Source organism: Pelomonas sp. CA6, assembly GCF_022549225.1.
Classification (GTDB): Bacteria; Pseudomonadota; Gammaproteobacteria; order Burkholderiales; family Burkholderiaceae_C; genus Roseateles.
On the sequence record NZ_JAKZFD010000007.1, the window covers coordinates 86,598 to 111,669 of the forward strand.

General features: G+C 69.3%; 22 protein-coding genes. 10 read left to right on the plus strand and 12 right to left on the minus strand.

Annotated features, from left to right (window positions below; translation table 11 throughout):
• The first annotated feature begins 39 nt into the window (after positions 1–39).
• The 8 genes from LZ017_RS13065 (at position 40) to LZ017_RS13100 (ending at position 10,783) form a co-directional block, all read left to right on the plus strand.
• Positions 40–843, plus strand: a complete 804-nt coding sequence (locus LZ017_RS13065) for an inner membrane protein YpjD (RefSeq protein ID WP_241397270.1) — start codon at positions 40–42, stop codon at positions 841–843.
• Positions 844–1,098, plus strand: a complete 255-nt coding sequence (locus LZ017_RS13070; protein ID WP_241397271.1) for a PP0621 family protein — start codon at positions 844–846, stop codon at positions 1,096–1,098.
• A gap of 1 nt (position 1,099) precedes the next feature.
• Positions 1,100–2,800 (plus strand): PAS domain-containing sensor histidine kinase, encoded by a 1,701-nt coding sequence (locus tag LZ017_RS13075; RefSeq protein ID WP_241397272.1) that lies wholly within the window; start codon positions 1,100–1,102, stop codon positions 2,798–2,800.
• A gap of 9 nt (positions 2,801–2,809) precedes the next feature.
• Positions 2,810–4,288 (plus strand): sigma-54 dependent transcriptional regulator, encoded by a 1,479-nt coding sequence (locus LZ017_RS13080; protein WP_241397273.1) that lies wholly within the window; start codon positions 2,810–2,812, stop codon positions 4,286–4,288.
• Complete coding sequence (gene ampD / locus LZ017_RS13085; protein ID WP_241397274.1) at positions 4,278–4,883, plus strand: 1,6-anhydro-N-acetylmuramyl-L-alanine amidase AmpD; 606 nt, start codon at positions 4,278–4,280, stop codon at positions 4,881–4,883. The genes LZ017_RS13080 and ampD overlap by 11 nt, the downstream gene beginning before the upstream one ends.
• A 588-nt stretch (positions 4,884–5,471) precedes the next feature.
• Positions 5,472–8,387 (plus strand): ribonucleoside-diphosphate reductase subunit alpha, encoded by a 2,916-nt coding sequence (locus tag LZ017_RS13090; RefSeq protein WP_241397275.1) that lies wholly within the window; start codon positions 5,472–5,474, stop codon positions 8,385–8,387.
• Positions 8,388–8,721: 334 nt separating this feature from the next.
• On the plus strand, positions 8,722–9,903 hold the full coding sequence (locus tag LZ017_RS13095; RefSeq protein WP_241397276.1) for a ribonucleotide-diphosphate reductase subunit beta: 1,182 nt from the start codon (positions 8,722–8,724) through the stop codon (positions 9,901–9,903).
• A 202-nt stretch (positions 9,904–10,105) separates the two neighbouring features.
• A complete protein-coding gene (locus tag LZ017_RS13100) occupies positions 10,106–10,783 on the plus strand; it encodes a histone H1 (protein ID WP_241397277.1) in 678 nt (225 codons plus the stop codon).
• A 104-nt stretch (positions 10,784–10,887) separates the two neighbouring features.
• Here the strand turns inward: LZ017_RS13100 and LZ017_RS13105 are convergent, their stop codons facing one another.
• From LZ017_RS13105 to LZ017_RS13155, 11 genes are all read right to left on the minus strand, one after another.
• A complete protein-coding gene (locus tag LZ017_RS13105) occupies positions 10,888–12,072 on the minus strand; it encodes a zinc-ribbon and DUF3426 domain-containing protein (protein ID WP_241397278.1) in 1,185 nt (394 codons plus the stop codon).
• A 60-nt stretch (positions 12,073–12,132) separates the two neighbouring features.
• Positions 12,133–13,029: a 50S ribosomal protein L11 methyltransferase gene (prmA, locus tag LZ017_RS13110; protein WP_241397439.1), complete on the minus strand. Its 897-nt coding sequence runs from the start codon at positions 13,027–13,029 to the stop codon at positions 12,133–12,135.
• A 13-nt stretch (positions 13,030–13,042) separates the two neighbouring features.
• Positions 13,043–14,392, minus strand: a complete 1,350-nt coding sequence (gene accC, locus LZ017_RS13115) for an acetyl-CoA carboxylase biotin carboxylase subunit (protein WP_241397279.1) — start codon at positions 14,390–14,392, stop codon at positions 13,043–13,045.
• 16 nt (positions 14,393–14,408) lie between these two features.
• Positions 14,409–14,873, minus strand: a complete 465-nt coding sequence (gene accB, locus LZ017_RS13120; protein WP_241397280.1) for an acetyl-CoA carboxylase biotin carboxyl carrier protein — start codon at positions 14,871–14,873, stop codon at positions 14,409–14,411.
• A 58-nt stretch (positions 14,874–14,931) separates the two neighbouring features.
• On the minus strand, positions 14,932–15,372 hold the full coding sequence (aroQ, locus tag LZ017_RS13125) for a type II 3-dehydroquinate dehydratase (protein WP_241397440.1): 441 nt from the start codon (positions 15,370–15,372) through the stop codon (positions 14,932–14,934).
• A 164-nt stretch (positions 15,373–15,536) separates the two neighbouring features.
• On the minus strand, positions 15,537–16,100 hold the full coding sequence (locus LZ017_RS13130) for a TlpA disulfide reductase family protein (RefSeq protein ID WP_241397281.1): 564 nt from the start codon (positions 16,098–16,100) through the stop codon (positions 15,537–15,539).
• Positions 16,097–16,690 carry a hypothetical protein gene (locus LZ017_RS13135; protein WP_241397282.1) on the minus strand — a complete coding sequence of 198 codons (594 nt, stop codon included), beginning with the start codon at positions 16,688–16,690 and terminating at the stop codon, positions 16,097–16,099. Before LZ017_RS13135 ends, LZ017_RS13130 begins: the two co-directional genes overlap by 4 nt.
• Before the next feature lie 55 nt (positions 16,691–16,745).
• Positions 16,746–17,507: a transglycosylase domain-containing protein gene (locus tag LZ017_RS13140; RefSeq protein ID WP_241397283.1), complete on the minus strand. Its 762-nt coding sequence runs from the start codon at positions 17,505–17,507 to the stop codon at positions 16,746–16,748.
• The gene (aroE, locus tag LZ017_RS13145; RefSeq protein WP_241397284.1) at positions 17,507–18,382 is read right to left on the minus strand and encodes a shikimate dehydrogenase; all 876 of its coding nucleotides are present in this window, start codon (positions 18,380–18,382) and stop codon (positions 17,507–17,509) included. The genes LZ017_RS13140 and aroE overlap by 1 nt, the downstream gene beginning before the upstream one ends.
• Complete coding sequence (locus LZ017_RS13150; protein ID WP_241397285.1) at positions 18,379–19,230, minus strand: energy transducer TonB; 852 nt, start codon at positions 19,228–19,230, stop codon at positions 18,379–18,381. The genes aroE and LZ017_RS13150 overlap by 4 nt, the downstream gene beginning before the upstream one ends.
• A 25-nt stretch (positions 19,231–19,255) precedes the next feature.
• Positions 19,256–21,289 (minus strand): ribonuclease catalytic domain-containing protein, encoded by a 2,034-nt coding sequence (locus LZ017_RS13155; protein ID WP_241397286.1) that lies wholly within the window; start codon positions 21,287–21,289, stop codon positions 19,256–19,258.
• Between the two features lie 207 nt (positions 21,290–21,496).
• On the opposite strand from LZ017_RS13155, the gene LZ017_RS13160 reads away from it, so the two are divergent.
• Complete coding sequence (locus LZ017_RS13160) at positions 21,497–21,844, plus strand: hypothetical protein (protein ID WP_241397287.1); 348 nt, start codon at positions 21,497–21,499, stop codon at positions 21,842–21,844.
• A 21-nt stretch (positions 21,845–21,865) separates the two neighbouring features.
• Here the strand turns inward: LZ017_RS13160 and LZ017_RS13165 are convergent, their stop codons facing one another.
• Positions 21,866–23,752, minus strand: a complete 1,887-nt coding sequence (locus tag LZ017_RS13165; RefSeq protein WP_241397288.1) for a methyl-accepting chemotaxis protein — start codon at positions 23,750–23,752, stop codon at positions 21,866–21,868.
• 164 nt (positions 23,753–23,916) lie between these two features.
• Here LZ017_RS13165 and LZ017_RS13170 point away from each other — a divergent pair, with 164 nt between their 5' ends.
• Positions 23,917–24,963, plus strand: coding sequence for a transporter (locus tag LZ017_RS13170; protein ID WP_241397289.1), 1,047 nt, complete (start codon positions 23,917–23,919; stop codon positions 24,961–24,963).
• The last annotated feature ends 109 nt before the right edge of the window (positions 24,964–25,072 follow it).

The window sequence follows — 25,072 nt, forward strand, 5'->3', positions numbered from 1 at the left end:
GGCGCCGGAATGAGTGGCGCGCATCAGTACACTTTGGCCATGATTTTATCGTTCGCTTCCGCCGGCCCCGCGGGCCAGGTCTTGCTGGCCGCCAGCGCGCTGAGTGCGCTGCTCTATGCCTGGGTGGCCGGCGCGCATCAGGCTCGGCCGCGCGCGCTGATCCTGGCGTGGTCGCTGCATCTGCTGGCGCTGGTCGTCGACATCGCCGGCCTGGGCACCGGCCTGCCAGGGGCGCGCTTCGGCTTCGCGCCGGCGCTGTCCATGACCATCTGGCTGGTGCTGGGTGTCTATCTGGTTGAAAGCCGCTTCCTGCCGCTGCCCAGCGCGCAGCGCGTGCTCAGCCTGGCGGCGGTGGCGGTACTGCTGCTGGCGGCCGCCTTCCCGGGCGAAAGCCGCCCGCAAGCGGCCTCGCCGTGGGCGCCGCTGCACTGGGTGCTGGGGCTGGCGTCCTATGGACTGTTTGGCGTCGCGGTGCTGCACGCGGCCATGCTCAGCCGGGCGGAGCGTCAGATGCGCACGCAGCCCGGTTCGGGCTCCATCGGGCTGCCGCTGCTGCGGCTGGAGCGGCTCACCTTCCAGTTCGTCGGTGCCGGGGTGCTGGTGCTGTCGGCCGCGCTGCTGATGGGCTGGCTGTTCTCGCCGCAATGGCGCTGGGACCACAAGACGCTGTTCGCGGTGCTGGGCTGGCTGGTGCTCACCGGGCTGCTGACCGGGCGCCAGGTCTTTGGCTGGCGCGGCCGGCGCGCGACGCGCTGGCTGTATCTGGGCGCGGCGCTGCTGCTGCTGTCCTATGCCGGCTCCCGCTTCGTGCTGGAGGTGGTGCTGCAGCGAGGCATGAGCTGAATGAAGTACCTGCTGTTGATTCTGCTGCTGGCCCTGGTGTTTTTCATGCTGGGTGTGAAGCGCGCGCGTCCGCCGCAGCGGCGCACGCCGGCGCCGCCGCCGCCACCGCCCGCCGCCATGGGACCGCAGGCCATGGTGTCCTGCGCGCACTGCGGCCTGCACCTGCCGGCGTCCGAGGCCCTGCCGGGCCGTGGCGGCCAGTTCTGCAGCGCGGCGCACCGCGCGGCTTTCGAAGCTGCGCACGGGCCGCGCTGAGATGGGCGCCGACGTCAGCACCGAAGCGCCGCTGAGCCGGCTGCCCTGGCCGGACACGCAGGACGAGGTCACGCGAGCGCGGCTGGCCGGCGGGGCGTTCCGGCGCCTCTACCTGGCCTTCATGGGCGCGCGCGCGGTGCTGGGGCTGGCGCTGGTCGGCGCCCAGGTCCTCACCCTGGGCATGGCCGGGCGGGGGCCGGGCGCGCTGCTCTATGCCAGCCTGGCCTATGCGTTGCTGGCCTTGTTTGGCTGGGCGCTGGCGCGTCGTGGCCGGCCCGAGGCGGCACGGCTGAGTGTGCGCCAGTGGTGGGCCAGCATCGGCCTGGACCTGGGCTGGTTCGGCGTGTTGCATGCGCTGGACGCCGGGGCGCTCAGCTATGGCGCGCTGTTCGTGCTGCCGGTGCTGATGGCCAGCGTGCTGACGCCGCGCCTGTTCGCGCTGGCCGCCGCCGCGGTGGCGACGCTGGTGCTCTTGGGGGTGGCGCTGTGGTCGGTGGCGCTGGGGCTGGACAGCGGCGCGCGGCTGCCGCAATCGGGCATCCTGGCCTGCGGGCTGTTCCTGGTGAGCCTGCTGTCCAGCGAACTGGCCAACCGCCTGGCGCGCGAGGAGCGCGTGGCACGCGGCAGCATGGCCGTGGCGCGCCAGCAGGCCGAGTTGAACCGGCTGGTGATCGACGAGATGCAGGAAGGCGTGCTGGTGGTGGACCGGCGCGGCATGGTGCGGGCCGCGAACCCCGAGGCCATGCGCCTGCTGTTCGAGGCCGGGCCGCGCGTGGACATCCCGTTTTCGCTCGAGGAGCGGCCGGCCTGGGGGGCGCTGCAGGCGGTGGCGCGCGACGCCCACCGCATGGAGTCCTGGCCCGAGGCGGGGCGCGACCTGCCGATGGACTTCGGCCCCACGCTGCAGCGCAGCGTGCGTGCCCGCGTGCGCCATACCCATCGCCCCGAGGTCGGCGAGGACCTGTGCGTGATGTTCCTGGAAGACAGCCGCAAGCTGCAGGCGCGCATCCGGCAGGAAAAGCTGGCCGCCATGGGGCGCGTGTCGGCCGGCATCGCGCACGAGATCCGCAACCCGCTCAGCGCGATCGCGCAGGCCAACGCGCTGCTGGCCGAGGAAAGCGGCGACCCGCGCCAGCAGCAGCTGCTGGACATGGTGGCCGCCAACGTGCAGCGGCTCAAGCGCATCGTCGACGACGTGATGGAGGTGGCGCCCGGCGCCACGCCGGCACCACAGCCGGTGGAGCTGGAGCGCCTGGTGCGCGATTGCTGCGACGAATGGCTGCGCACCGGCCAACTGCCCGGTGGGCCGGACGGGCCGCTGCATCTGGAGCTGCCGCTGCCGGGCGGCTGTTGGGTCAGCTTCGACCCCGAGCATCTGCGCCGCGTGCTGATCAATCTGTTGGACAACGGCCTGCGCCATGCGATCCCCGGCCCCGGCTGCGTGCGCGTGACGCTGCGTCCCGAGCATGAGGACAGCGTGCGCATGACGGTGGCCAGCCGCGGCGCGGCGATTCCGGCGGAGGTGGAGCGCCATCTGTTCGAACCCTTCTTCTCGACGCGCAGCCGCGGCTCGGGCCTGGGCCTGTACATCTGCCGCGAGCTGTGCGAACGCTATGGCGCGCGCATCGGCTACCGGCGCGCCGAGGACCGCAACGAGTTCAGCATCGTGTTGCGCCGCGCCACAATGGCGACTCCATCCTGAAGGCCTGCCATGACCTCAGCCTGCATCCAGCCCCTGCTGGTGATCGACGACGAGCCCGACCTGCGCACGCTCTATGAGCTGACGCTGATCCGCGAGGGCTACGAGCTCGACACCGCGGGCAGCGTGGAAGAGGCGCTGGCACGGCTGCAGCAGCGCCGCTATGGCGCGGTGATCACCGACATGCGCCTGCCCGATGGCAGCGGCCTGGATGTGCTGAACTGGCTGGACCAGCAGGGTCGCAGCGAAAAAACCCTGGTGATCACCGCCTACGGCTCGGCGGAGAACGCCGTGGAGGCGCTCAAGGCAGGGGCCTACGACTACCTGACCAAGCCGGTGGACCTGCGCCAATTCCGTATGGTCGTGGCCTCCGCGCTGGGGCGCGCGCCGCGGCCGGCCGCGACGGCCGGTGAGCCGGCGGCGCGCAAGGGCGGCCGCGTGGCCGCCGCCAGCGGCAGTGCCGCGCTGGACCGCCTGGTGGGCGATTCACCGGCGATGAACCAGGTGCGCGCGCTGATCGTGAAGGTGGCGCGCAGCATGGCGCCGGTGCTGCTGCACGGCGAGTCCGGCACCGGCAAGGAGCTGGTGGCGCGCGCCATCCACGACGTGAGCCCGCGTGTGGCCCAGCCCTTTGTCGCGGTGAACTGCGGCGCGATCCCGGAGCAGTTGCTGGAGGCCGAATTCTTCGGCTACCGCAAGGGCGCCTTCACCGGCGCCAACGAGGACCGCGAAGGCTTCTTCCAGGCCGCGCACGAGGGCACGCTGTTTCTGGACGAGATCGGCGACCTGCCGCTGGCCATGCAGTCCAAGTTGCTGCGCGCACTGCAGGAGCGCTCGGTCCGTCCGGTCGGCGCGGTCAGCGAGTCGCCGGTCAATGTCCGGCTGCTCAGCGCCACCCACAAGGATCTCGCGGCCGAGGTCGCGGCGGGGCGCTTCCGCCAGGACCTGTTCTACCGGCTCAATGTGATCCAGATCCGCGTGCCACCGCTGCGCGAGCGCATGGAGGACCTGCCGGCGATTTCCGAGCGTGTGCTGGCGCGCATCGCCGGCGATGCCGGCGTGCAGCCGGTGCCGCGCCTGACGTCCGAGGCGCTGACCCTGCTGATGCGCTACAGCTTCCCGGGCAATGTGCGCGAGCTGGAGAACCTGTTGCACCGGGCGCTGGCGCTGTCCGGCGGCGACCGCATCGACGCCGGCGATCTGGACCTGCCCGAGACCCTGCTGGGCCGGAGTGAATCCCAGTTTGCCGCGCTGGAGCCCGAGCCCGTGGCCCCTACGCCGCAGCCCATGGCCGCGCCCGACGAGGCCGCGCCGCCACTGCCCGCCGATCTGGCCGCCCATCTCGATGCCGTCGAGCGCAGCATCCTGGTGCGCGCGCTGGAGCAGCATCGCAACAACCGCACCGCGGCGGGCGCGGCGCTGGGCCTGTCGCTGCGCCAGATGCGCTATCGCATGGCCCGGCTGGGCATCTCCGTCGGCGATGAGTCCTGAGGACGCGGTCTCGTCGCCGTCCACGGGCTGGACCGAGGGATGGTGGCGCGGCGCTCGCGCGATCGCATCGCCCCATCATGGGCCGCGGCCGCCGGGCACGGCCGTCGATCTGCTGGTGTTGCACTCCATCAGCCTGCCGCCCGGTCGCTATGGCGGTGACGAGATCGAGCGCCTGTTCACCGGGCGGCTGGACTGCGCGGCGCATCCTTATTTCGCCGGCCTGCGCGGGCTGGAGGTCTCGGCCCATTTCGTGATCCGGCGCGATGGCGAGCTGCTGCAGTTCGTTTCCTGCGACCGGCGCGCCTGGCATGCCGGTGCCTCCAGCTTCGCGGGCCGGCCCAACTGCAACGACTATTCCATTGGCGTGGAACTGGAAGGGCTGGAAGGCACGCTCTTCTCGGCCGCGCAGTACGCGGCGCTGGCACGCCTGCTGCGCGAGCTGGCGGCCGTCTATCCGCTGCGCGCGGTGGCGGGGCATGAGCATGTGGCGCCCGGGCGCAAGCGCGATCCCGGCGCGGGCTTCGACTGGGCTCGCGCGCGCCGGGACGTCGCCTTGGCGGGTCTGGGCTGGCCGGACGCCGCTGGCCCGTCCTGAACTGTCGCCGGCGCCGCGGCGCGCAAGCCACACCTCTTGGGACTTATCCCAATCGCACCCGATACCGCTTGTTTCCGACGCTCATTGCGTGCGGCCGGCGGCCGCGACGAGCACCAGCATTCATGCGCCCTGGCGCGCGCTTCTGCCCGCGAGACGGCGTCAATGCTGGGGTTGGTGGCGCGGACCCCGTGTTGATCGGGGCTGCGCGCGCGGTGGTCGCCCGCGAGGCCCGGGCAAGGGGCGATATGGGGTGTTCCCGAACGCTATCTGTAGTGCTTGAAGCGTCACATACCCCCAGATATAGTGTCCTTCGTGTTATCCTGCTGACCTAGCAAAGACGCCATGTCCCACCATGTCGACCCCGTCCTGCCAATGCCGTGCGCATGCCCGGCCAGGCAGCAAGACCCAGGGGTCGAGAGGCGGGGGCCACCAACGATGGCAGGCCGTTCCAGCCCCGATGGCGGGGCGGACGGTCAACCGCTTGCGCCGCTGATCGCGCGGCAACACGACAACCCCAGCGCCTGAGCCTGCGCCACGCAGGTCGGGCGCAGCTTTTTCTTGATTCGAACAATTCTGACGAGGACACGCATGCAGATCCACGCCACCACACCGACCGGCTCGTCCGCGGCCGCCGCCACCTTCCGGGAGCCGGGCTCCGCGGCGCAGGCCCAGTTCCAGGGCTACCAGATCATCCGCCGCAACGGCGCGGTGGTGGCTTTCGAGCCGAGCAAGATCGCGGTGGCGCTGATGAAGGCCTTCCTGGCGGTGCATGGCACCAGCGGCGCGGCCTCGGCCAGCGTGCGCGAGACCGTGGATGCGCTGACCGAGGCGGTGGTGCGCGCGCTGCTGCGCTCGCGTCCCAGCGGCGGCACCTTCCACATCGAAGACGTGCAGGACCATGTCGAGCTGGGTCTGATGCGCGGTGGTCACCATGAGGTGGCGCGCGCCTACGTGCTGTACCGCGAACGCCGCGCGCAGGAGCGCCTGCGCCAGGGCGAGGCCCAGCAGGCTGCGCTGCTGGACCACGGCATCAGCGTCGTCGACAACGGCCAGCGCATGCCGCTGGACCTGGGCAAGCTGTCGGCGCTGATCAGCTCGGCCTGTGCGGACCTGGGCGACGACGTCAAGCCGGATCCCATCCTGGCCGAGACCAAGCGCAATCTGTACGACGGCGTGCCGATGGACGAGGTCTACAAGGCCGCCATCCTGGCCGCGCGCACGCTGATCGAGAAGGATCCGGGCTACACCCGCGCCACCGCGCGCCTGCTGCTGCACACCATCCGCAAGGAGATCGTCGGCGAGGAGGTGACCCAGGCCGAGATGCAGACGCGCTATGCCGAGTACTTCCCCACCTTCATCAAGAAGGGCGTGCAGGCCGAGCTGCTGGACGAGAAGCTGCAGCAGTACGACCTGGCCAAGCTGGGCGCGGCGCTGAAGGCCGACCGCGACCTGCAGTTCGACTACCTGGGCCTGCAGACCCTGTACGACCGCTATTTCCTGCACGTGCACGGCACCCGCATCGAGATGCCGCAGGCCTTCTTCATGCGCGTGGCCATGGGTCTGGCGCTGAATGAGATCGACCGCGAGGCCCGCGCGATCGAGTTCTATGAGGTGCTGTCGACCTTCGACTTCATGTCCAGCACGCCGACGCTGTTCAACTCCGGCACGCGCCGCTCGCAGCTGTCCAGCTGCTACCTGACCACGGTGTCGGACGACCTGGACGGCATCTACGAGGCGCTGAAGGAAAACGCGCTGCTGTCCAAGTTCGCTGGCGGCCTGGGCAACGACTGGACCCCGGTGCGCGCGCTGGGCTCGCACATCAAGGGCACCAACGGCAAGAGCCAGGGCGTCGTGCCCTTCCTGAAGGTGGTCAACGACACCGCGGTGGCGGTCAACCAGGGTGGCAAGCGCAAGGGCGCGGTCTGCGCCTATCTGGAAACCTGGCACCTGGACATCGAAGAGTTCCTGGAGCTGCGCAAGAACACCGGCGACGACCGCCGCCGCACCCACGACATGAACACCGCGAACTGGATTCCGGACCTGTTCATGCGCCGCGTGATCGAGGGCGGTGACTGGACGCTGTTCAGCCCCTCGACCTGCCCGGACCTGCACGACCTGTTCGGCGCGGCCTTCGAGAAGGCCTATGTCGAGTACGAGGCCAAGGTCGACCGCGGCGAGATCAAGCTGTACAAGCGCATGCCGGCCAAGGACCTGTGGCGCAAGATGCTGACCATGCTGTTCGAGACCGGCCATCCCTGGATCACGTTCAAGGATGCCTGCAACGTGCGCTCGCCGCAGCAGCACGTGGGCGTGGTGCACTCGTCCAACCTGTGCACCGAGATCACGCTGAACACCAACGACAACGAGATCGCGGTCTGCAACCTGGGTTCGGTCAACCTGGCCCAGCATCTGAAGGATGGCCCCAACGGCAAGGAGATCGACCACGAGAAGCTGAAGAAGACGGTGTCCACCGCGATGCGCATGCTGGACAACGTCATCGACATCAACTACTACGCGGTCAAGAAGGCGCGCGACTCCAACCTGCGCCACCGCCCGGTGGGGCTGGGCATCATGGGCTTCCAGGACGCGCTGTACCAGCTGCGCACCGCCTATGCCTCTGATGGCGCGGTCGAGTTCGCCGACCGTTCGATGGAAGCCGTCTGCTACTACGCCTACTGGGCCTCGACCCAGCTGGCCGAGGAGCGCGGCCGCTACAGCAGCTACCGCGGCTCGCTGTGGGACCGCGGCATTCTGCCGATCGACTCGCTGAACCTGCTCGCCGAGGCACGTGGCGGCTATGTCGAGGTGGACCGTTCGGCCACGCTGGACTGGGACGCGCTGCGCGCCCGCATCGCCCAGCACGGCATGCGCAACAGCAACTGCGTGGCCATCGCGCCGACCGCGACCATCTCCAACATCATCGGCGTGGACGCTTCGATCGAGCCCTGCTTCGGCAACCTGTCGGTCAAGTCCAACCTGTCCGGCGAGTTCACCGTGGTCAACGAGTGCCTGGTGCGCGACCTGAAGAAGCTGGGGCTGTGGGACGACGTGATGGTCATGGACCTCAAGCACTTCGACGGCTCGCTGCGCCGCATCGACCGCGTGCCCGAGGAGCTGAAGGCGCTGTACGCCACCGCGTTCGAGATCGATCCGGTGTGGCTGGTGGAGGCCGCCGCGCGCCGCCAGAAGTGGATCGACCAGGCGCAGAGTCTGAACATCTACATGGCCGGTGCCTCGGGCAAGCGCCTGGACGAGACCTACAAGCTCGCCTGGCAGCGCGGCCTGAAGACCACCTATTACCTGCGCACCATGGGCGCCACGCACGCCGAGAAGAGCACGGTGCAGAAGGCCGGCCAACTCAACGCGGTGAGCAGCGATGTCGGCGGCTACCAAGCTGCGGTCACCGCCGCTGCGCCGCAGGCCGAGGTGGCCGTGGATGCGGCGCCGGCGACCGACGTGAAGTTCTGCGCCATCGACGATCCCGGCTGCGAAGCCTGCCAGTGATGGCCTGAAGAAGACCTGCGAGACGTGCGTGCTTCCAACACCCGCCCATCGTTCGCACACGCGCTGCGGCGCATGTGCGGACGTCGGCGAGCACGCCTCTCGCGGGTCTGCGCGGGATGAGGTCGATGCCCGCGATGCGAGTGTTCATCGATGTTTCCGGCGATCGGTGCCTTCGCCGAGACCATCGATGAATGCTTGATGCCATGGCTTCGCCGAGTGTCGATGCGCTCGCACACGCGATGCGATCGAGCAACGGCGAAGCGCGATGGATGTCAAGAAGTCCTTGGTGTTTGAACACAACACTCCGATAATCCGCGACGATAGGAAGACCACCATGTTGGTTTGGGAAGAAGACCAGAAGCCTTCAAGCAGCGCGAATCACAGCGCATCGATCAACGCAGCGACCGCACCGGTCGCGCGTGAGGCCCTCGCCTCCGCTGTTCCCGCCCAATCTGCCTCCACCCCGAGCTCGACCAGCAGCGTCCAGGCCGCCAGTGAGCGCCGCGTGAACGTGGCCGACAAGCGCATCATCAACGGCCAGACCGACGTCAATCAGTTGGTGCCGTTCAAGTACAAGTGGGCCTGGGAGAAGTACCTGGCCACCTGCGCGAACCACTGGATGCCGCAAGAGGTCAACATGTCCCGCGACATCGCGCTGTGGAAGGACCCGAACGGCCTGTCCGAAGACGAGCGCCGCATCATCAAGCGCAACCTCGGCTTCTTCGTGACCGCGGACTCGCTGGCTGCGAACAACATCGTGCTGGGCACCTACCGCCACATCACGGCGCCGGAGTGCCGCCAGTTCCTGCTGCGCCAAGCCTTCGAAGAGGCGATCCACACGCACGCCTACCAGTACATCGTCGAGTCGCTGGGTCTGGATGAAAGCGAGATCTTCAACGCCTACCACGAGGTGGCGTCCATCCGCGACAAGGACGAATTCCTGATCCCGTTCATCGACGCGATCATGGATCCCAATTTCCGCACTGGCACGCTGGAGGCCGACCAGACGCTGTTGAAGTCGCTGATCGTCTTTGCCTGCCTGATGGAAGGGCTGTTCTTCTACGTGGGCTTCACGCAAATCCTGGCACTGGGTCGCCAGAACAAGATGACCGGTGCCGCCGAGCAGTACCAGTACATCCTGCGCGACGAGTCCATGCACTGCAATTTCGGCATCGACCTGATCAACCAGATCAAGCTCGAGAACCCGCAGCTGTGGACGCCGCAGTTCCGGGCCGAAATCAAGGAACTGTTCCAGAAGGCCGTCGACCTGGAATACCGCTATGCCGAGGACACCATGCCTCGCGGCGTGCTGGGTCTGAATGCGGCCATGTTCAAGGGCTATCTGCGCTACATCGCGAACCGCCGCGCCACCCAGATCGGGCTGGAGTCGCTGTTCCCGAACGAAGAGAACCCCTTCCCCTGGATGAGCGAGATGATCGACCTGAAGAAGGAGCGCAACTTCTTCGAGACTCGCGTCATCGAGTACCAATCGGGCGGCGCACTGTCCTGGGACTGAGTTCCCGGTGCGCGGCCTTCATTGTGGTTTGTGAATGAGATCAAGCTTGGCGATGCCTCAACCGACCGACGCAGAAGCGGCGGTGGTGCATCGCATCCCCATTCACCGCACCGCGGCGCAGCTCGCGGGCGGTGGATACCTGACCCAAGGTCGACCGGTTGGCCGAGGGCAGGTCTGTTTCACTTGATCAAGGAGAACTGAAATGGCAACTGCGAAGAAGGCCGCTCCGGCCAAGAAGGCCGCCCCGGCGAAGAAGGCCGCTCCGGCCAAGAAGGCTGCGGCTCCGGCGAAGAAGGCCGCTCCGGCCAAGAAGGCCGCCGCTCCGGCGAAGAAGGCTGCCCCGGCCAAGAAGGCTGCGGCTCCGGCGAAGAAGGCCGCTCCGGCCAAGAAGGCCGCCGCTCCGGCCAAGAAGGCTGCTCCGGCCAAGAAGGCCGCGGCTCCGGCGAAGAAGGCCGCTCCGGCCAAGAAGGCCGCCGCTCCGGCGAAGAAGGCTGCTCCGGCCAAGAAGGCCGCTCCGGCGAAGAAGGCTGCTGCGCCCAAGAAGGCCGCTGCTCCGGCCAAGAAGGCCGCTGCGCCCAAGAAGGCTGCGGCTCCGGCGAAGAAGGCTGCTGCGCCCAAGAAGGCTGCTCCGGCCAAGAAGGCTGCCGCTGCCAAGCCGGCCGCCAAGCCCGCTGCGAAGCCCAGCGCCAAGAAGGCTGCTGCCGCGAAGCCGGCTGCCAAGCCTGCCGCTGCCAAGCCTGCTGCGAAGCCCGCCGCCGCCAAGAAGGCTGCTGCCAAGCCTGCCCCTGCGGCCAAGCCCGCTGCTGCGCCCGCGCCGGCCGCCAAGACCGCGCTGAGCCCGCAAGCCGCCTGGCCCTTCCCGACCGGCAACAAGCCCTGAGGGCAAGCGCGCTGACCCCCGCCTTTGCGCGTGGGTCGGCAAGACCTGGCCCCCGCTCGCGGGGGCGGGATCAAAGCCCGGCTTCGGCCGGGCTTTTTCTCTTGTCAGGGCTGTTCGCCGGCGGGCTGGAAGATTTCGATGCTGTAGCCGGCCACAGCCTGCTCGCCACTCTCGAACACCAGCTGCAGGCTCTGCTCCGCGCCGGGGGCGATGGACTTGCCGTCCATGCCGAAATCCTGCGGCGACAGCATGCGCCGGGCCACCGGCTTGCCTGCCGCGTCCTGAACACTGAGGTCCACCCAGGGCAGCGCCAGCTCCCAGGGGCTCTGGTTGCGCAGACTCAGGCTGAGGCGGTAGTGGTGGCCGCTGCCTTCCTGTACCAGTCCGCTGCTCTCGACATGCAGCCCGGTGATCTGTTTCCACGGGCGAATCTCGCAGGCGAGCCATTGGCACAGGGTCTGCAGGGCCGGCCTGGCCTTGGGGTATTGCGCGGCGAGGGCATCGCGCTGATGGCGTGCCAGCTGCAGCGCCAGCGCGCCCAGCAGCAGCAGACCCGCCGCCCCCAGTGCCAGCCGTACGCCGGGGCGTTGCCAGCGCGCGCGGCGCTGAGCCTGGCGCACGAAGCCGGGCGTCGCGGGCGCGCCGTCGGGGTCTGCGGCGGTCGGGGTCTCCGATGCCCGCGCCTGGCCCTGGCCGGCCGCGGCCGCGGCCAGGCTGGGTGACAGCAGCACATCGGGCGCCGCGCTGTCTGCGAGCGCCGCGCCATCCGCCGCCTCGGGCGGCGTCCAGCCCTTGGGCACCGGCAGGCCATCGTCTTCGGCCTCGGGGGCCGCGGGCTCCATCGTCAGATAGGGCTCACGCCGACGCTCCAGCTCCGGATCATGCTGCTGCACGGTGACGGGCCATTCCTCCTCGGGCTGCGCGACCGGCGCGGGCGCCGGAGTGGGCGGTGGAGGAGGCGGAGGTGTTGGCGGCGGTGGCGGCGCGGGAGGCTCTTCCGGCCAGGGCTGCTGAGGCGCCGGGGCCGGCATCGGCGGCGCATGCCAGCCGGATGGCAGATCGTCGGGGGCTTCCGTGTCGGCGCTGGGCTGTGTGGCCTCGGGCTGCGGTGGCGCCCCGGCGGGCGGCCAGGGCGGCGCGGCTTCGCGTTCCAGGTCGAACAGTTGCTCGCGGGCGTCGAACACCTCGGCGCAGCGCCCGCAGCGCACCCAGCCTTCGGAGATGCGAAGCTGGTCCTGCACCACCCGGAAGATGGTGCCGCAGGCGGTGCAGCGCGTCGCGAGATTCATGGGCGCCGATGATGCCACGAACGGGGGGCAGGTCTTGCCCGTGGTGTGGCTCTGTGGTGCTCAGGCCCCGCGGCGCGCCGTCATCAGGATCCAGCCGTCCTCGTGGTCGGCCACGTCCAGCGCCACATAGGGCGCGTAGGCGGCCTTGAGCTCGTCGGCCTGGCGCTCCAGGATGCCCGCCAGCACCAGATGGGCGCCGGGTGCCAGGTGCCGGGTCAGCAGCGGCGCCAGCAGCTTCAGCGGCGTGGCCAGGATGTTGGCCAGCACCACCGGGTACTCGCCCTGGGCGGCATCGGGCAGCGCGGCCTGCAGCTGCACCTGGTTCTCGGCCGCGTTCTGCAGCGAGGACTGCACGGCGGCCGGGTCGATGTCCACCGCGGTGATGCCACGCGCGCCGAACAGGCCGGTCGCAATGGCCAGGATGCCGGAGCCGCAGCCGTAGTCCAGCACGCGTTCCCATTGCGCGGCCTCGGCCGCATGCGCGGCGATCCAGCGCAGGCACATGCGCGTGGTCGGGTGAGTGCCGGTGCCGAAGGCCAGCCCCGGGTCCAGCCGCATCACCTGGCGTGCCTGCGCGGGCGCCTCGTGCCACGAGGGCACGATCCAGAATTCCGGCGTGATCTCGACCGGCGCGAACTGCGACTGGGTCAGCCGCACCCAGTCCTGCTCGGCCACCGCCTGGATGGTCTGCACATGGACATCGGTCGCCCAGTCCTGCGCCAGCAGCAGCGTTGCCGCCTCGGTGGCCTCGGCCTCGGTGGCGAAGAGCGCCTTCACGACCGATCGTTCCCATCCGGCCTTGGGTGCCGGCATGCCGGGTTCGCCGAACAGCGCCTTCTCGGACGCGGTGTCGGCGTCGGCGTCTTCGACCGAAACGGCCAGCGAGTCGACCTCCATCAGCGCGTCACTGACGGTTTCGACGTCGTCCTCGCGGCAGACCAGGACCAGTTCGTGCAGGGTGCCGTTCATATCAACGCTTGTGCTCGCTCATCCACGCTTCAAGGTAGTGGATGGAGGTGCCGCCTTCAATGAACTTGGCGTCGGCCATCAGCTCGCGATGCAGCGGGATGTTGGTCTGGATGCCTTCCACCACCGTTTCCGACAACGCGATACGCATGCGCGCCAGCGCCTGCTCGCGCGTGTCGCCGTGGACGATGATCTTGCCGATCATGGAGTCGTAGTTGGGTGGCACGAAGTAGTTGGTGTAGGCGTGCGAGTCCACGCGCACACCAGGGCCACCGGGCGGATGCCACATGGTGATGCGGCCGGGCGAGGGCACGAACTTGACCGGGTCCTCGGCGTTGATGCGGCATTCGATCGCGTGGCCGCGCATCGTGATGTTGCGCTGGGTGAAGGGCAGCTTCTCGCCCGCGGCGACGCGGATTTGCATCTGCACGATGTCGATGCCGGTCACCATCTCGGTCACCGGATGCTCCACCTGCACGCGCGTGTTCATCTCGATGAAGTAGAACTCGCCGTTCTCGTAGAGGAACTCGAAGGTGCCCGCGCCGCGGTAGCCCATCTTCTTGCAGGCGGCGGAGCAGCGATCGCCGATGCGTTCGATCAGGCGGCGCGGGATGCCGGGCGCCGGCGCTTCCTCGATGATCTTCTGGTGGCGGCGCTGCATGGAGCAGTCGCGCTCGCCCAGCCAGACGGCGTTCTTGTGACCGTCGGCCAGCACCTGGATCTCGATATGCCGCGGGTTCTCCAGGAATTTCTCCATGTAGACCTGCGGGTTGCCGAAGGCCGCGCCGGCCTCGGCCTTGGTGGTCTGCACCGCGTTGACCAGCGCGGCCTCGGTGTGCACCACGCGCATGCCGCGGCCACCGCCGCCGCCAGCGGCCTTGATGATCACCGGGTAGCCCACGCTGCGCGCGATCTTGACGATTTCCTTGGGGTCGTCCGGCAGCGCGCCTTCGGAGCCGGGCACGCAGGGCACGCCGGCCTTGATCATGGCCTGCTTGGCGGACACCTTGTCGCCCATCATGCGAATGTTGTCCGGCGTCGGGCCGATGAAGGTGAAGCCGCTGCGCTCCACGCGTTCGGCGAAGTCCGCGTTCTCGGACAGGAAGCCGTAGCCGGGGTGGATGGCCTCGGCGTCGGTCACCTCGGCCGTGGCGATGATGGCCGGCATGCTGAGGTAGCTCTGCGCCGAAGGCGCGGGGCCGATGCACACGGCCTCGTCGGCCAGCTTCACGTACTTGGCGTCGCGGTCGGCCTCGGAATAGACCACCACGGACTTCACGCCCAGCTCGCGGCAGGCGCGCTGGATGCGCAGGGCGATCTCGCCCCGGTTCGCGATCAGAATCTTCTTGAACATGATCGAGCGGCCCGGCTTACTCGATGATGAAGAGCGGCTGACCGAATTCCACCGGCTGGCCGTTCTCGACCAGGATCTTGGTGACCGTGCCGCTCTTGTCGGCCTCGATCTCGTTCATGATCTTCATCGCTTCGATGATGCAGATGGGCTCGCCTTCCTTGACCTGCTGGCCCAGCTCGGCAAAGGGCTTGGCATTGGGGCTGGAGGCACGGTAGAACGTGCCCACCATGGGCGACTTGACGGCATGGCCGGTCTCGACGGCCGGCGCTGCGGCCACCGGGGCCGCGGCGGCTGGTGCCGCAGCGGCGGGCGCCGGCGCGGCGACCATCGGCTGGGCCTGGACCATGGGCATCGCGGCCACCACGGGGTTGCCGTCGGACTTGACGATACGCACCTTGCCATCGGCTTCGGTGATTTCAAGTTCAGAAATGTTCGACTCGGACACGAGGTCGATCAGGGTCTTGAGCTTGCGCAAATCCATAGGGTTCTCCAACGGGAATGGTTGTCCGTCCGGTGTCTTGCCGGCTGACCGGATCAGGTCAGGCGGCGCCCTGGCTCAACGCGTACTGCAAGGCCAGTTCGTAGCCCTTGGGGCCCAGGCCGCAGATCACGCCCAGCGCAAGTTCCGACATGTAGCTGTGATGCCGGAAGGGTTCGCGCTTGTGGATGTTGGACAGGTGCACTTCAATAAAGGGCAGGGACACCGCCGCCAGCGCATCGCGGATTGCGACGCTGGTGTGGGTGTAGGCGGCCGGGTTGATGATGATGAAGCTGGTTCCATCGCGTCCCGCGGCCTGAATCCGGTCCACCAGCGCACCTTCATGGTTGCTTTGGAACGATTCAAGGCGGGCTCCGGCTTTGTGCGCGATTTTGGCGAGATCAGCATCGATCTGCGTCAAAGTCTTCGCACCATAAACCTCAGGCTCGCGGGTGCCCAGGAGATTGAGGTTGGGGCCGTGGAGTACCAGGAGTTGCATCAGCGACCGGTCGTGCCCATTTAGAGCGCAGACACTAGAAGCGTAAAAGTCCGCACTTTACGCTTTTTAGACCCAGATCCCGACGGCTGGGGAAAAATAAATGGCTTGACCGACGTTGGCTCAGCGGCTAGGGGACGGCGGGCTTCCCCTCCGCCCCAGGCCAGGTCCTAGCGCAACGCTGTGGCGAATTTTCGCAGCTCTTCGAGGTCGGTTGCGCCCAGTTTGTGCCAGATTGGCTGACCTTGGATGTCGAAGGCCACGCTGAACGGCAGCCCCCCGCGCTGGTTGCCCAGCTGGCGCGACAGCTCGGTACCGGTCAGCCCCGCCAGCGCCACGGGGAAATCGACCGGCAACTTGGTCAGGAACTGGCGCACGGGCGTCGGGGCATCCACCGCCAGGCCCAGCACCTGCCAGCCCTGGGGGCCGAACTCGCGCTGGAAACGGTTCAGCTCGGGCATCTCCTTGACGCAGGGCGCACACCAGGTGGCCCAGAAATTGAGCAGCAGGGGGCGGCCAAAGAAGCGCTCACGCGGTACCAACCCCTGGCCGTCCAGCGTGTCGAAGCGGGCATCCCAGAACGCCAGGGCCGCGTCGGCGCCGGCGGGTTGGCCGATGGCGGGGTCGGCGGCGGCCGTGACGGCGCGGCGCTCCTTCATCACGGCGAACAGCGCGCCGGCGAGTGCCGCTGCGGCGCCGGTGCCGCCCAAGGCCACCCATTGGCGTCGGTTCATGGGGCGTTCTCCTTGTCCATCAGCAGGCGCAGCGCGGCGAGGTCGCCGCGTTCGCTGCGGCCCCGGGCGTCGGGTTTCAGCGCGCCGCGCTGGTCGTCGTAGTCCAGGATGGTCAGCGCGACGCTGACCGTTTCGTTCAGTGGCCGGCAGGGCGCGGCGATCACCAGGCAGTCCACCTGATCGCCGCGCGGCCCGCGGACCTGGCCCACGTCATAGTCCACGCCCAGGTTCAGCAACGCGATTTCGGCCGACTTGGGATCATCGCAGTACAGCTGCAGATGGATGTTGGACAGCCGGGTCGCGGTGCCGCGCCACACGGCGCCGGTCAGATGGGGGCGGAACTCGGCCAGGCGCTCCATCCACTGGGCGGCCAGCGCCCGCAGCGCGGCCAGTTCGGCCGGCTGGGTGTCGGCGCAGAAGAGAGTCAGGTATTCCCGCACCTGGTCCTCCAGCTCGTCGTTGCCGGGCAGCGGCGTGCGAGCGGGCAGGCCGAGCACACGCAACGCGCGTTGCTTGGCTGGCCCGTACTCCAGGCCTTCCTCGACGACCAGACGGGCCGCGGCGGCGGCGATTTCGGTGGTGGTGTTCATCAGCGGTGACTCGGGGGCGGCCCAGCATACCCGCTGGGCCGGGCAGGCGTCGGCGTCAGGGCAGTTCGACCGCGCCCATGCGCGCCTCGATGGTCGCCGCCCGGCTGAGGACATAGGGCGACGCGGGGCGCTTCTCGAAGCGCTTGGGGGCGGGCAGCATCACCGCCAGCCGGGCCGCCTGCGAGGGCGAAAGGCGGTTGGCGTCGATGCGGAAGTAATGGCGTGCCGCGGCCTGGGCGCCGAACAGGCCTTCGCCCCACTCGACGTTGTTCAGGTAGATCTCCAGGATGCGGTCCTTGCTCAGCAGGGCTTCCAGCATATAGGTCAGCACCAGTTCCTGGCCCTTGCGCGCCAGCGTGCGTTCCGGGCCCAGGAACAGGTTCTTGGCCAGTTGCTGGGTGATGGTGGAGCCGCCGACGATCTTGGTCGGTGCCGGTGGGCGCGCGGCCTGCTGCTGGGGCGATAGGCGCTGCAGGCGTTTCTCGGCCTGGGCCTGTGCCTTCTGGTTGCGCTCCCAGGCTTTTTCCAGCGCATCCCAGTCCACGCCGCCATGCTCGGCGAAGCTGGCGTCCTCGCTGGCGATGACCGCGCGCTTCAGGTGCGGGGAAATCTGGTCGCCGTCCACCCATTGCTGGGCCCACAGCAACTGGCCTTTGTCGCGCAATAGGCGCAGGATCTCGGCGCGCTGGAAGGTGGTGGACTGGGGCGCGATCAGGTTCATCGCCGCAATGCGCAGCAGGAAGAACAGCTGCAGGCACAGCAGGGCCAGCAGCAACAGGCTCAGCAGACGACCCAGCGAGGCGAGCAGGCGCCGCATCACGCCCCCGCGAGACGCTGGCGCAGCGCCGCGAGCACCGGTGCGGTATCGGGGCGCAGCCCGCGCCAGAACAGGAAGGCCTCGGCCGCCTGCTCCACCAGCATGCCCAGCCCGTCGCGCAGCACGCCGCCGGGGCCGGCCTGTTCGCCGGCCCAGTCCAGGAAGCCTTGCGCGGCGGGCCCGTACATCATGTCCAGCGCCAGGCCGCCCTCGGCCAGCACGCGCCCCTGAGACGCGGGCACCGGCACGCCAGCGCCGGCCAGCGAGGCGCTGGTGCCGTTGATCAGCAGGTCGTGGGTTCCGCCGCAGTCGTCCAGCGCGCCCGCGCTGAGCTGTACGCCATGCGCATCGGCCCAGGCCTGGTGACGCGCGGCCAGGGCCAGGGCCTTGTCGGCGCTGCGATTGACCACGCGCAGCCGGGCCGGCCGCGCGGCGATCAGGCTGCCCAGCACGCCCGCCGAGGCGCCGCCAGCGCCCAGCAGCAGCACGCGCTGGCCGGCAAGCGGCCGGTGGGCGTTGCGCTGGATGTCGTTGACCAGGCCGGCGCCATCGGTGTTGTCGCCCTGCCAGCCTCGCGCGTCGAAGCGCAGCGTGTTGGCCGCGCCGGCCAGTTGCGCCCGTTCGCTGAGGTCCGCGGCCAGTGCCGCCGCCTCGAATTTGAAGGGCACGGTGACGTTGCAGCCCTTGGCACCGCTGGCGGCGAAGGCGCGCACCGTCGCGGCAAAGCCGTCCAGCGGGCAGAGCAGCCGTTCATAGACCAGGGCCTGCCCGGTCTGCGCCGCGAAGGCGGCATGGATGAATGGGGACTGGCTGTGCTCGACCGGATGGCCGGCGACGGCGTAGCGGTCGGGGGCGCGGGCAGGGCTTGGATTCATGGCGCGGTGCTGAGTGTGGTCTCCAGTCCATCCTCGCGGGTGAACCTGAAGCGGGAGGTGATCACCAGGACTTCGGCGCCCTTGCGCATCTCGGGCGTGAAGCTGCCGAACGGGGCGCTGGACTGGACGATGGCCACGGCGCGCCGGTCCAGCACCGGGTTGCCGGAGCGCTGCACGATGTCGGTCTCGACCACGCGGCCGTTGAAGTCGACATGGATGTTCATGACCAGCTCGCCATAGAGCTTGCGGCCCTTGTAGGTCGGGAAGTCGCGCGTGCCGCGCGCCTCGATGCGACGGCGCAGCGACTCGTAGTACAGCGCGTACACCACCTCGCGGGTGGCCGGGCTCACGTAGCGCTTGCGTGGTCGGGCGTTCTCGTCGTTGACGCGCTTCTCGATCTCGGCAAGCAGTTGCACCAGCTGGCGGCGCTTGTCGGCCTGTTCGCGCGATTCCTGGTCGCCGCGCCTGGGGTCGGGCGGTGGCAGCTTGGCCACCTCGCGGCGCAGCTGGGTCAGCAGCTGTTCCTGCACCGCCTGCAGCTGCGCGATCTGGGCGCGCTGCAGCTCCACGTTGTCGCCCGTTTCCGGCTTGGGCGATGGGGCGAGCGGCGAGGTGGCGCGCACATCGGCGCGCGCCGCTTCGCCGCCGCCGGCCAAGTTGGCCTGAGCCAGTGCCTGGGCCTGCGCGGGCGGCTCGTTGCCGCGCGCGTTGACCAGTACCACCTCCAGCGGCATGTCGCGGAACAGGCGGTCGAACCGCTCCGGCGCGACCAGGCGCAGCATGCCCAGCCCCGCATGCAGCGCGGCCGATGCGATCAGCGCATAGTGCAGGGTGCTGAGCTTGGCCACGTTGCAGGAGTGGGTCGGCGTGCCGTCAGGGCGCGGCGGGGGCGGCGGCGTCCGTCGCGCCGTCCTCGGCGTTGACGTCGATGGCCAGGGTCAGCGTGCCGGTGCCTTCTTCCTCGTCGTCCTCGGCCGGCGCGTAGTCCGCCGCCGGCGTCTCGTCCAGGCGCTCGACCAGGCTGGCGTGCACGTCCAGGGTCAGCTCATCCAGGCCGGTGATGCGCACCTTCACATGGCTGCCGCGCGGCAGGTTTTCGCAGCCCAGCGCGCGGAACACCAGCGGCAGCGTGTCGGCGCGCACCAGGCCGTCCTTCAGGACCGCGGCGCTGAGCTCGGTGATGCCTTGCTGCTGCAGATAACGCAGCGTCCAGTAGCGCTCGATGCCGCTCTGGAAGCCGTTGTAGGCCGTGTAGGCGGCATCGAAGCCGGAGATGATGGAGAACAGCTGCGCGTCCTTGGGCTTGAAGGGCGCGGCCAGCGCGGCCGTCTTGCCATGGCGTGCGCAGGCGATGATCTGCCACTGGTTGACCAGGTCCACATAGCGGCGCAGCGGCGAGGTCGCCCAGGTGTACTGGGCCACGCCCATGCCGGCGTGCGGCAGCGGCTTGGTGCCCATGCGCACCTTGATGCCCGGCGCCAGGCTGGCCTGGCTACGGTAGATGCCCGGCACGCCGCAGTCGGCGAGGATCGCGCCCCAGCTGCTGTTGGCCAGGATCATGGCCTCAGCCACGATCAGGTCCAGCGCCGCGCCGCGCTGGCGCACGCTGATGCTGACCTGTTCCTGTCCGACCGGCTCGGTCTGGCCTTCGTTGTCCAAGCGGAAGTTGTAGTCCGGACGGTTGAAGGTTTCGGGCTTGCCGCGCACCACCTCGCGCTTGGCCTTCAGGTCCCGCGCCAGGCGGTAGGCGAAGGCCAGCTCGGCGGCAAAGGCATAGCCGGCGGGCGCGGCGCCGGTCAGCGTCGCGTCGGTGATGACGTTGTCCAGCTTGTCATGACGCAGGTTCAGCGCGATGGGCACGCGCTCCAGCCGGGTTTCGCGGCTGCGTATTTCCAGCGTGGCCTCGTCCAGCGTCAGGTAGATGGACACGGCGGGGCAGTCGCGCCCCTCGGTGAGCGTGTAGGCCTGCACCACCTCGTCGGGCAGCATGGTCAGCTTCCAACCCGGCATGTAGACGGTGGAGAGGCGCTCGCGCGCCACCTTGTCGACCGCGGAGTCCGGCTGGAAGGCCAGCCCCGGCGCGGCGATGTGCACGCCGAACACCACGCTGCCAGTGCCCAGGCCCTGCACCGAGATCGCGTCGTCGATCTCGGTCGTGGCCGAGTCGTCGATGGAGAAGGCCTGGACCGGCGCCAGCGGCAGGTTTTCGCTGATCTCCGGCGCCTTCAGCGCCGGGAAGCCGGTGCCTTTGGGGAAGTGCTCGAACAGGAAGCGCTTCCAGTGGAACTGGTAGGGGCTGGTGATCGCGCCGGCTTCCTTGAGCAGGTCCAGCGGCGCTTTCTGGCTGCGCTTGGCAGCCTCGACCAGGGCCTTGTACTCGGGGCCGTTCTTGTCGGGTTTGAACAGGATCTTGTAGATCTGCTCGGCGATCGGCGGCGGGCAGCGGCCAGCGGCCAGCTCGACCGCCCATTGCTCGATCTGCGCGGCGATCTGCTTCTTGCGTTCGATGCCCAGCAGCGCGGCCTTGACCGTCTCGGCTGGCGCTTTCTTGAACTGCCCCTTGCCCATGCGGCGGAAGTAGTGCGGCGCCTCATAGAGGCGGAACAGCGCCGCGGCTCGGTGCGCGAGGCCGGCCTGGGCGTCGAAGTAGTCGGCGGCCAGGTCGGCGAAGCCGAACTCGGTGTCGGGCGCGAACTCCCAGGCCAGGTCCAGGTCGATCTCCTCGGCCAGGCGCTGGCCCTCGCTGATCAGTTCGGCCGGCTGGGGCTTGTCGAACCGGATCAGCACATGGGCGGACTTCACTTTGACGCGCTTGCCTGAATCCAGCTCGATCTGCATCGAGGATTCGGCTTCGGACATCACGCGGCCGGCGAGGAATTTCCCGCCTTCTTCATAGAGGGCAAACATAGCGGCGGCATTGTCGCTGATCGCGGGCGCGGCGACGGATCCCGCCGCGCGCCGTGCGCCAGGTGACGTCGCCACCCTCGCGCTTGCGCCAGATCATGGATGGTGCATCCTCGTGCCGGCCGCGGTGGCAAGGCGGAGTCGGCTTCCTAGAATGTTGGCAACGGGGTGCCGGCCGGTCATTGCCACCGGTGCCCGCAGGAGGTCAGGATGTTCACGGACCCTCACGAGCGCGGCGGCGCCGCGCTCGCTCCCACGGCGGGCCTGGCGCCCATGCTGGAGCGGCACAGCGAGGCCTTGCAGGACTTTCCCATCCGCCAGCTGCTGGCCGACGGGGCCGAGCCGGCGCTGGATTTGCTGGAGGCCTGCGTCGAGCACTGGTTGCGCGAGATGGCCACGGCACGGCCCGACAGCGACGGCCGCGTCGCCGAAACCCTGGATACCGATCTGCGCGCGTCCTTCGAGCGCGTGCGGCAGCGCCGCCGTCGCACGCAGCAGGCGCTGGCCGAGCTGCTGGACTGGCTGCAGGCCGGTCACGGCCCGCAGCGTCCGCACTGAGCGGGCCTCGCGGCGCGCGACTCAGGCACCCGGCTGCAGCCTGAAGCGGCCAGCCAGACTGGTCATCTGCTCGGCCTGGCGGTTCAGCGAGGCCGCCGCGGCCGCGGCCTGCTCCACCAGCGCGGCGTTCTGGCGCGCCATCTCGTCGATCTCGTCCAGGCTGTCGCGCAGCGCCTCCATGCGGGTGGATTCCGCATGGGCGTCCTCGGCGATGCCTTCGACGCCGCTGCGGACCGTGGCGATGCGCTCGTTGACCGCATGGATGGCCGAACCGGCCTCGCCGACATGTGCGGTGCCGGTTTCCACGCGGCTGACCGCCTGGTGGATCAGGGCCTTGACCTCGCGCGCCGCCTGCGCGCTGCGCTGGGCGAGGCCGCGCACCTCGGCCGCGACGACCGCGAAGCCGCGGCCCTGCTCGCCGGCGCGCGCCGCCTCCACCGCGGCATTCAGCGCCAGGATGTTGGTCTGGAAGGCGATGCCGTCGATCACCGAAACAATGTCCGCCATCTGGCGCGCGCTGCCGTGGATGGCCTCCATGGTGGCGAGGAACTGCTGTACGCGCTCGCTGCTTTCGCGGCTGGCCTCGCTGACGCCCAGCACGCCCTGGCGCGCGCGGCCGGCGGCCTGCGCGGTGTCGGCGACGGTGCGCGCCAGCTGCTGCACGGTGTTGGCGACCGCCTGCACGCGCATCGCGGCAGCCTCGCTGCGATGGTTGAGGTCCTGGTGGCCGGCGGCGATTTCATCGGCGGCACGGTGGATCTCGCCGGAGGCGCTTTGCAGCTGCGTGACCAGCTCGCGCAGCCGGTCGCGCATGCCGGCGATGGCCTGCAGCACGCGGCCCAGTTCGTCGCGGCCATGGACCGGGATGTGCACCGAGAGGTCGCCCTGGGCAATGCGCTCGGTGGTCGCGATCGCGGCCTGTACCGGTTCCCAGATGCCGGCCAGCGCGCGCCACAGCATGGCGGCGACCAGGACCAGGCCCGCCAGCAGCAGCCCCAGCGTCCAGGCGGCCCGCTGTTGCAACGTCGCGGCGCGCTCGCCGAGCAGCTTCTCCAACGCATCGCCGGCATGGCGGCTGAGCTGGGTCTGCAGCTGGGCGGCGCGCGCGAAGGCGGCGGTGAGCTGTTCGAGCGGGTAGTTCACGTCGCGCGCCGAGGCCTCCAGCGCCTGCAGCACGGTGTCGCGCTGCTGCTGGATGGCCTGGCGTGTCGCGGCCTGGCTGCCCTGGGTGTCCGGGGCCAACTGCGCAGCCAGCGCCAGGTTGGCCATCAGCGCCTCGCTGTCGGCGCGGTAGCGGGCCGCGGCGCTGGAGACGGCGGCGATGTCGTCCACCGCGGCGGCCTGGGCGATGGCCGACAGGTCGGCCAGCGTGTCGGTCAGCCGCGGCGCCAGCTGCAGACCCGCGACCATCGCGAAATGAGTGGCCGGATCGGGGTCCAGCAGCAGGCCGGACGCGGCATTGAGCCGGCCCAGCTCCTCCAGCAGCAGGCGCGCGATTTCGCGGTGCTGCAGCAGCAGCTCGGGCAGCGGCAGCGGGCCCTGGCCCAGCCGCGCCTGCAGCGATTCGAAGCGCTCGCCGAGCTGGCGCAGCGCCTGCTGGCGTTCGGCAGGCAGTCCGGCCTGCGCCAGCAAGGGCGGCAGCGCGGCGAGCTGGCGCTGCACCGCCTGCGCGGCCTGGTCGCGCTGCTGCACGGCGTCCGGCTTGCTGGAGGCCGCGGCGATGCGGTGGTCGGCCAGGCGGGCCAGCAGGGCCTGCCAGGCCTCGTGCGCGGGCAGGGCAGCGCGTTCTCCGGACAGCGAACTCAGCTGGGCCCGCATGCCCAGGCCCAGCTGGGTGGCGGGAATCAGGCTCAGCAGCGCGCACAGCAGGGCCACCAGGCCCAGACGTTGTTTCAGGTTCAGATGCATGGACCGCAGGCCAATCAGTGAAAACCAGGAAATTCTCGAAAGCGTTGCCGAAACAATTTGTGACACCCCGGTATCGGGGATGGCGCCTCATGGTTTGCGGGCGTCTTCATCGGCCTGTCATGGCGCCGCGGTAACTACGCAGATCCCCTCCTTCCGACGCAACGATGAGCACTCTGCTGGACTTCCAAGGCGCGACGCACCGCTACGGCACCGACGACCACGGCCTGATCTGCGCCTTTCTGTTCTGCCCCGGCCAGCCGCCGCAGGCGCTGGATTCACTGGCCCAGGTGCGCGAGCAGCTCGGCGCGTTGCAGACTGAGAAGGGCGGGGAGCGCTTTGTCTGGCTGCACCTGAACCTCAGCCATGCGGGCGCGCTGGCGGGGCTGCAGTCCCTGGTCCACCTGTCCGACAGCTTTCACGAAGCACAGCAGCAGGGCTCGCGCTCCAGCCGCATCGAGCGCGATGGCGAGCGGCTGTTCGCGGTGCTCAACGACGTCACCTTCGACTTCGATTTCGACGTCAACGATGTCTCCACGCTGTGGGTCAGCGTGGAGCGCCATCTGGTCGTCAGTGCGCGGCGCCAGCCGCTGCGCTCGGTGGACCGGCTGCGCATGGCGGTGCGGCGTGGCGAGCCCTTGGCTTCGGGCACGGCGCTGCTGGACCATCTGCTGCGCGACCAGGCGGATGAGCTGCAGCGCATCGTGCGCCAGGCCACCGAGCGCGTCGACGAGATCGAGGACGCGCTGCTGGCGGGCCGCCACAGCGGGCATGAGGGCGAGGTGGCTTCGCTGCGCCGCCTCATGGTGCGGCTGCAGCGCCTGCTGGCGCCCGAGCCCAGCGCCTTGCTGCGCATGCTCTCCAGCCCGCCGGCCTGGGTGCGCGCCGAGGATGTGCAGCACCTGCGCCAGGCCAGCGAGGAGTTCGCGCTGGTGCTGCGCGACATCGCGGCGCTGCAGGAGCGCATGCGCGTGATCCAGGACGAGACCGAGGCGCGCGTCGCGCAGGAGAACAACCGCAGCCTCTATGTGCTGACCATGGTCACGGTGCTGGCCTTGCCGATCAACCTGGTGTCCGGTCTGTTCGGCATGAACGTGGGCGGCGTGCCCTTCAGCGCGCACCCGCATGGCTTCGTCGCCATGCTGGCGCTCATCGTGCTGCTGACGGTGCTGGTGGCGCTGACGCTGATGCGGCTGCTGCGGCCGCCGCGTTGAGCCCGTCCGCGGTTCCAGCGGGATGCTGCCTCATTTGGAGGCAGTCCAAGCAATTCCCTGCCAGGACAAGCACTTGCGCGCTCCGGTCAGAGCTTGTCCCGCGACTTGT

What these genes read in the sequence shown, in the direction of transcription:
- LZ017_RS13065 (WP_241397270.1), top strand. Translation starts at nt 40, where the DNA reads ATGATTTTATCGTTCGCTTCCGCCGGCCCCGCGGGCCAGGTCTTGCTG.
- LZ017_RS13070 (WP_241397271.1), top strand. Translation starts at nt 844, where the DNA reads ATGAAGTACCTGCTGTTGATTCTGCTGCTGGCCCTGGTGTTTTTCATG.
- LZ017_RS13075 (WP_241397272.1), top strand. Translation starts at nt 1,100, where the DNA reads ATGGGCGCCGACGTCAGCACCGAAGCGCCGCTGAGCCGGCTGCCCTGG.
- LZ017_RS13080 (WP_241397273.1), top strand. Translation starts at nt 2,810, where the DNA reads ATGACCTCAGCCTGCATCCAGCCCCTGCTGGTGATCGACGACGAGCCC.
- ampD (WP_241397274.1), top strand. Translation starts at nt 4,278, where the DNA reads ATGAGTCCTGAGGACGCGGTCTCGTCGCCGTCCACGGGCTGGACCGAG.
- LZ017_RS13090 (WP_241397275.1), top strand. Translation starts at nt 5,472, where the DNA reads ATGCAGATCCACGCCACCACACCGACCGGCTCGTCCGCGGCCGCCGCC.
- LZ017_RS13095 (WP_241397276.1), top strand. Translation starts at nt 8,722, where the DNA reads ATGTTGGTTTGGGAAGAAGACCAGAAGCCTTCAAGCAGCGCGAATCAC.
- LZ017_RS13100 (WP_241397277.1), top strand. Translation starts at nt 10,106, where the DNA reads ATGGCAACTGCGAAGAAGGCCGCTCCGGCCAAGAAGGCCGCCCCGGCG.
- LZ017_RS13105 (WP_241397278.1), bottom strand. Translation starts at nt 12,072, where the DNA reads ATGAATCTCGCGACGCGCTGCACCGCCTGCGGCACCATCTTCCGGGTG.
- accC (WP_241397279.1), bottom strand. Translation starts at nt 14,392, where the DNA reads ATGTTCAAGAAGATTCTGATCGCGAACCGGGGCGAGATCGCCCTGCGC.
- accB (WP_241397280.1), bottom strand. Translation starts at nt 14,873, where the DNA reads ATGGATTTGCGCAAGCTCAAGACCCTGATCGACCTCGTGTCCGAGTCG.
- LZ017_RS13130 (WP_241397281.1), bottom strand. Translation starts at nt 16,100, where the DNA reads ATGAACCGACGCCAATGGGTGGCCTTGGGCGGCACCGGCGCCGCAGCG.
- LZ017_RS13135 (WP_241397282.1), bottom strand. Translation starts at nt 16,690, where the DNA reads ATGAACACCACCACCGAAATCGCCGCCGCCGCGGCCCGTCTGGTCGTC.
- LZ017_RS13140 (WP_241397283.1), bottom strand. Translation starts at nt 17,507, where the DNA reads ATGCGGCGCCTGCTCGCCTCGCTGGGTCGTCTGCTGAGCCTGTTGCTG.
- aroE (WP_241397284.1), bottom strand. Translation starts at nt 18,382, where the DNA reads ATGAATCCAAGCCCTGCCCGCGCCCCCGACCGCTACGCCGTCGCCGGC.
- LZ017_RS13155 (WP_241397286.1), bottom strand. Translation starts at nt 21,289, where the DNA reads ATGTTTGCCCTCTATGAAGAAGGCGGGAAATTCCTCGCCGGCCGCGTG.
- LZ017_RS13160 (WP_241397287.1), top strand. Translation starts at nt 21,497, where the DNA reads ATGTTCACGGACCCTCACGAGCGCGGCGGCGCCGCGCTCGCTCCCACG.
- LZ017_RS13165 (WP_241397288.1), bottom strand. Translation starts at nt 23,752, where the DNA reads ATGCATCTGAACCTGAAACAACGTCTGGGCCTGGTGGCCCTGCTGTGC.
- LZ017_RS13170 (WP_241397289.1), top strand. Translation starts at nt 23,917, where the DNA reads ATGAGCACTCTGCTGGACTTCCAAGGCGCGACGCACCGCTACGGCACC.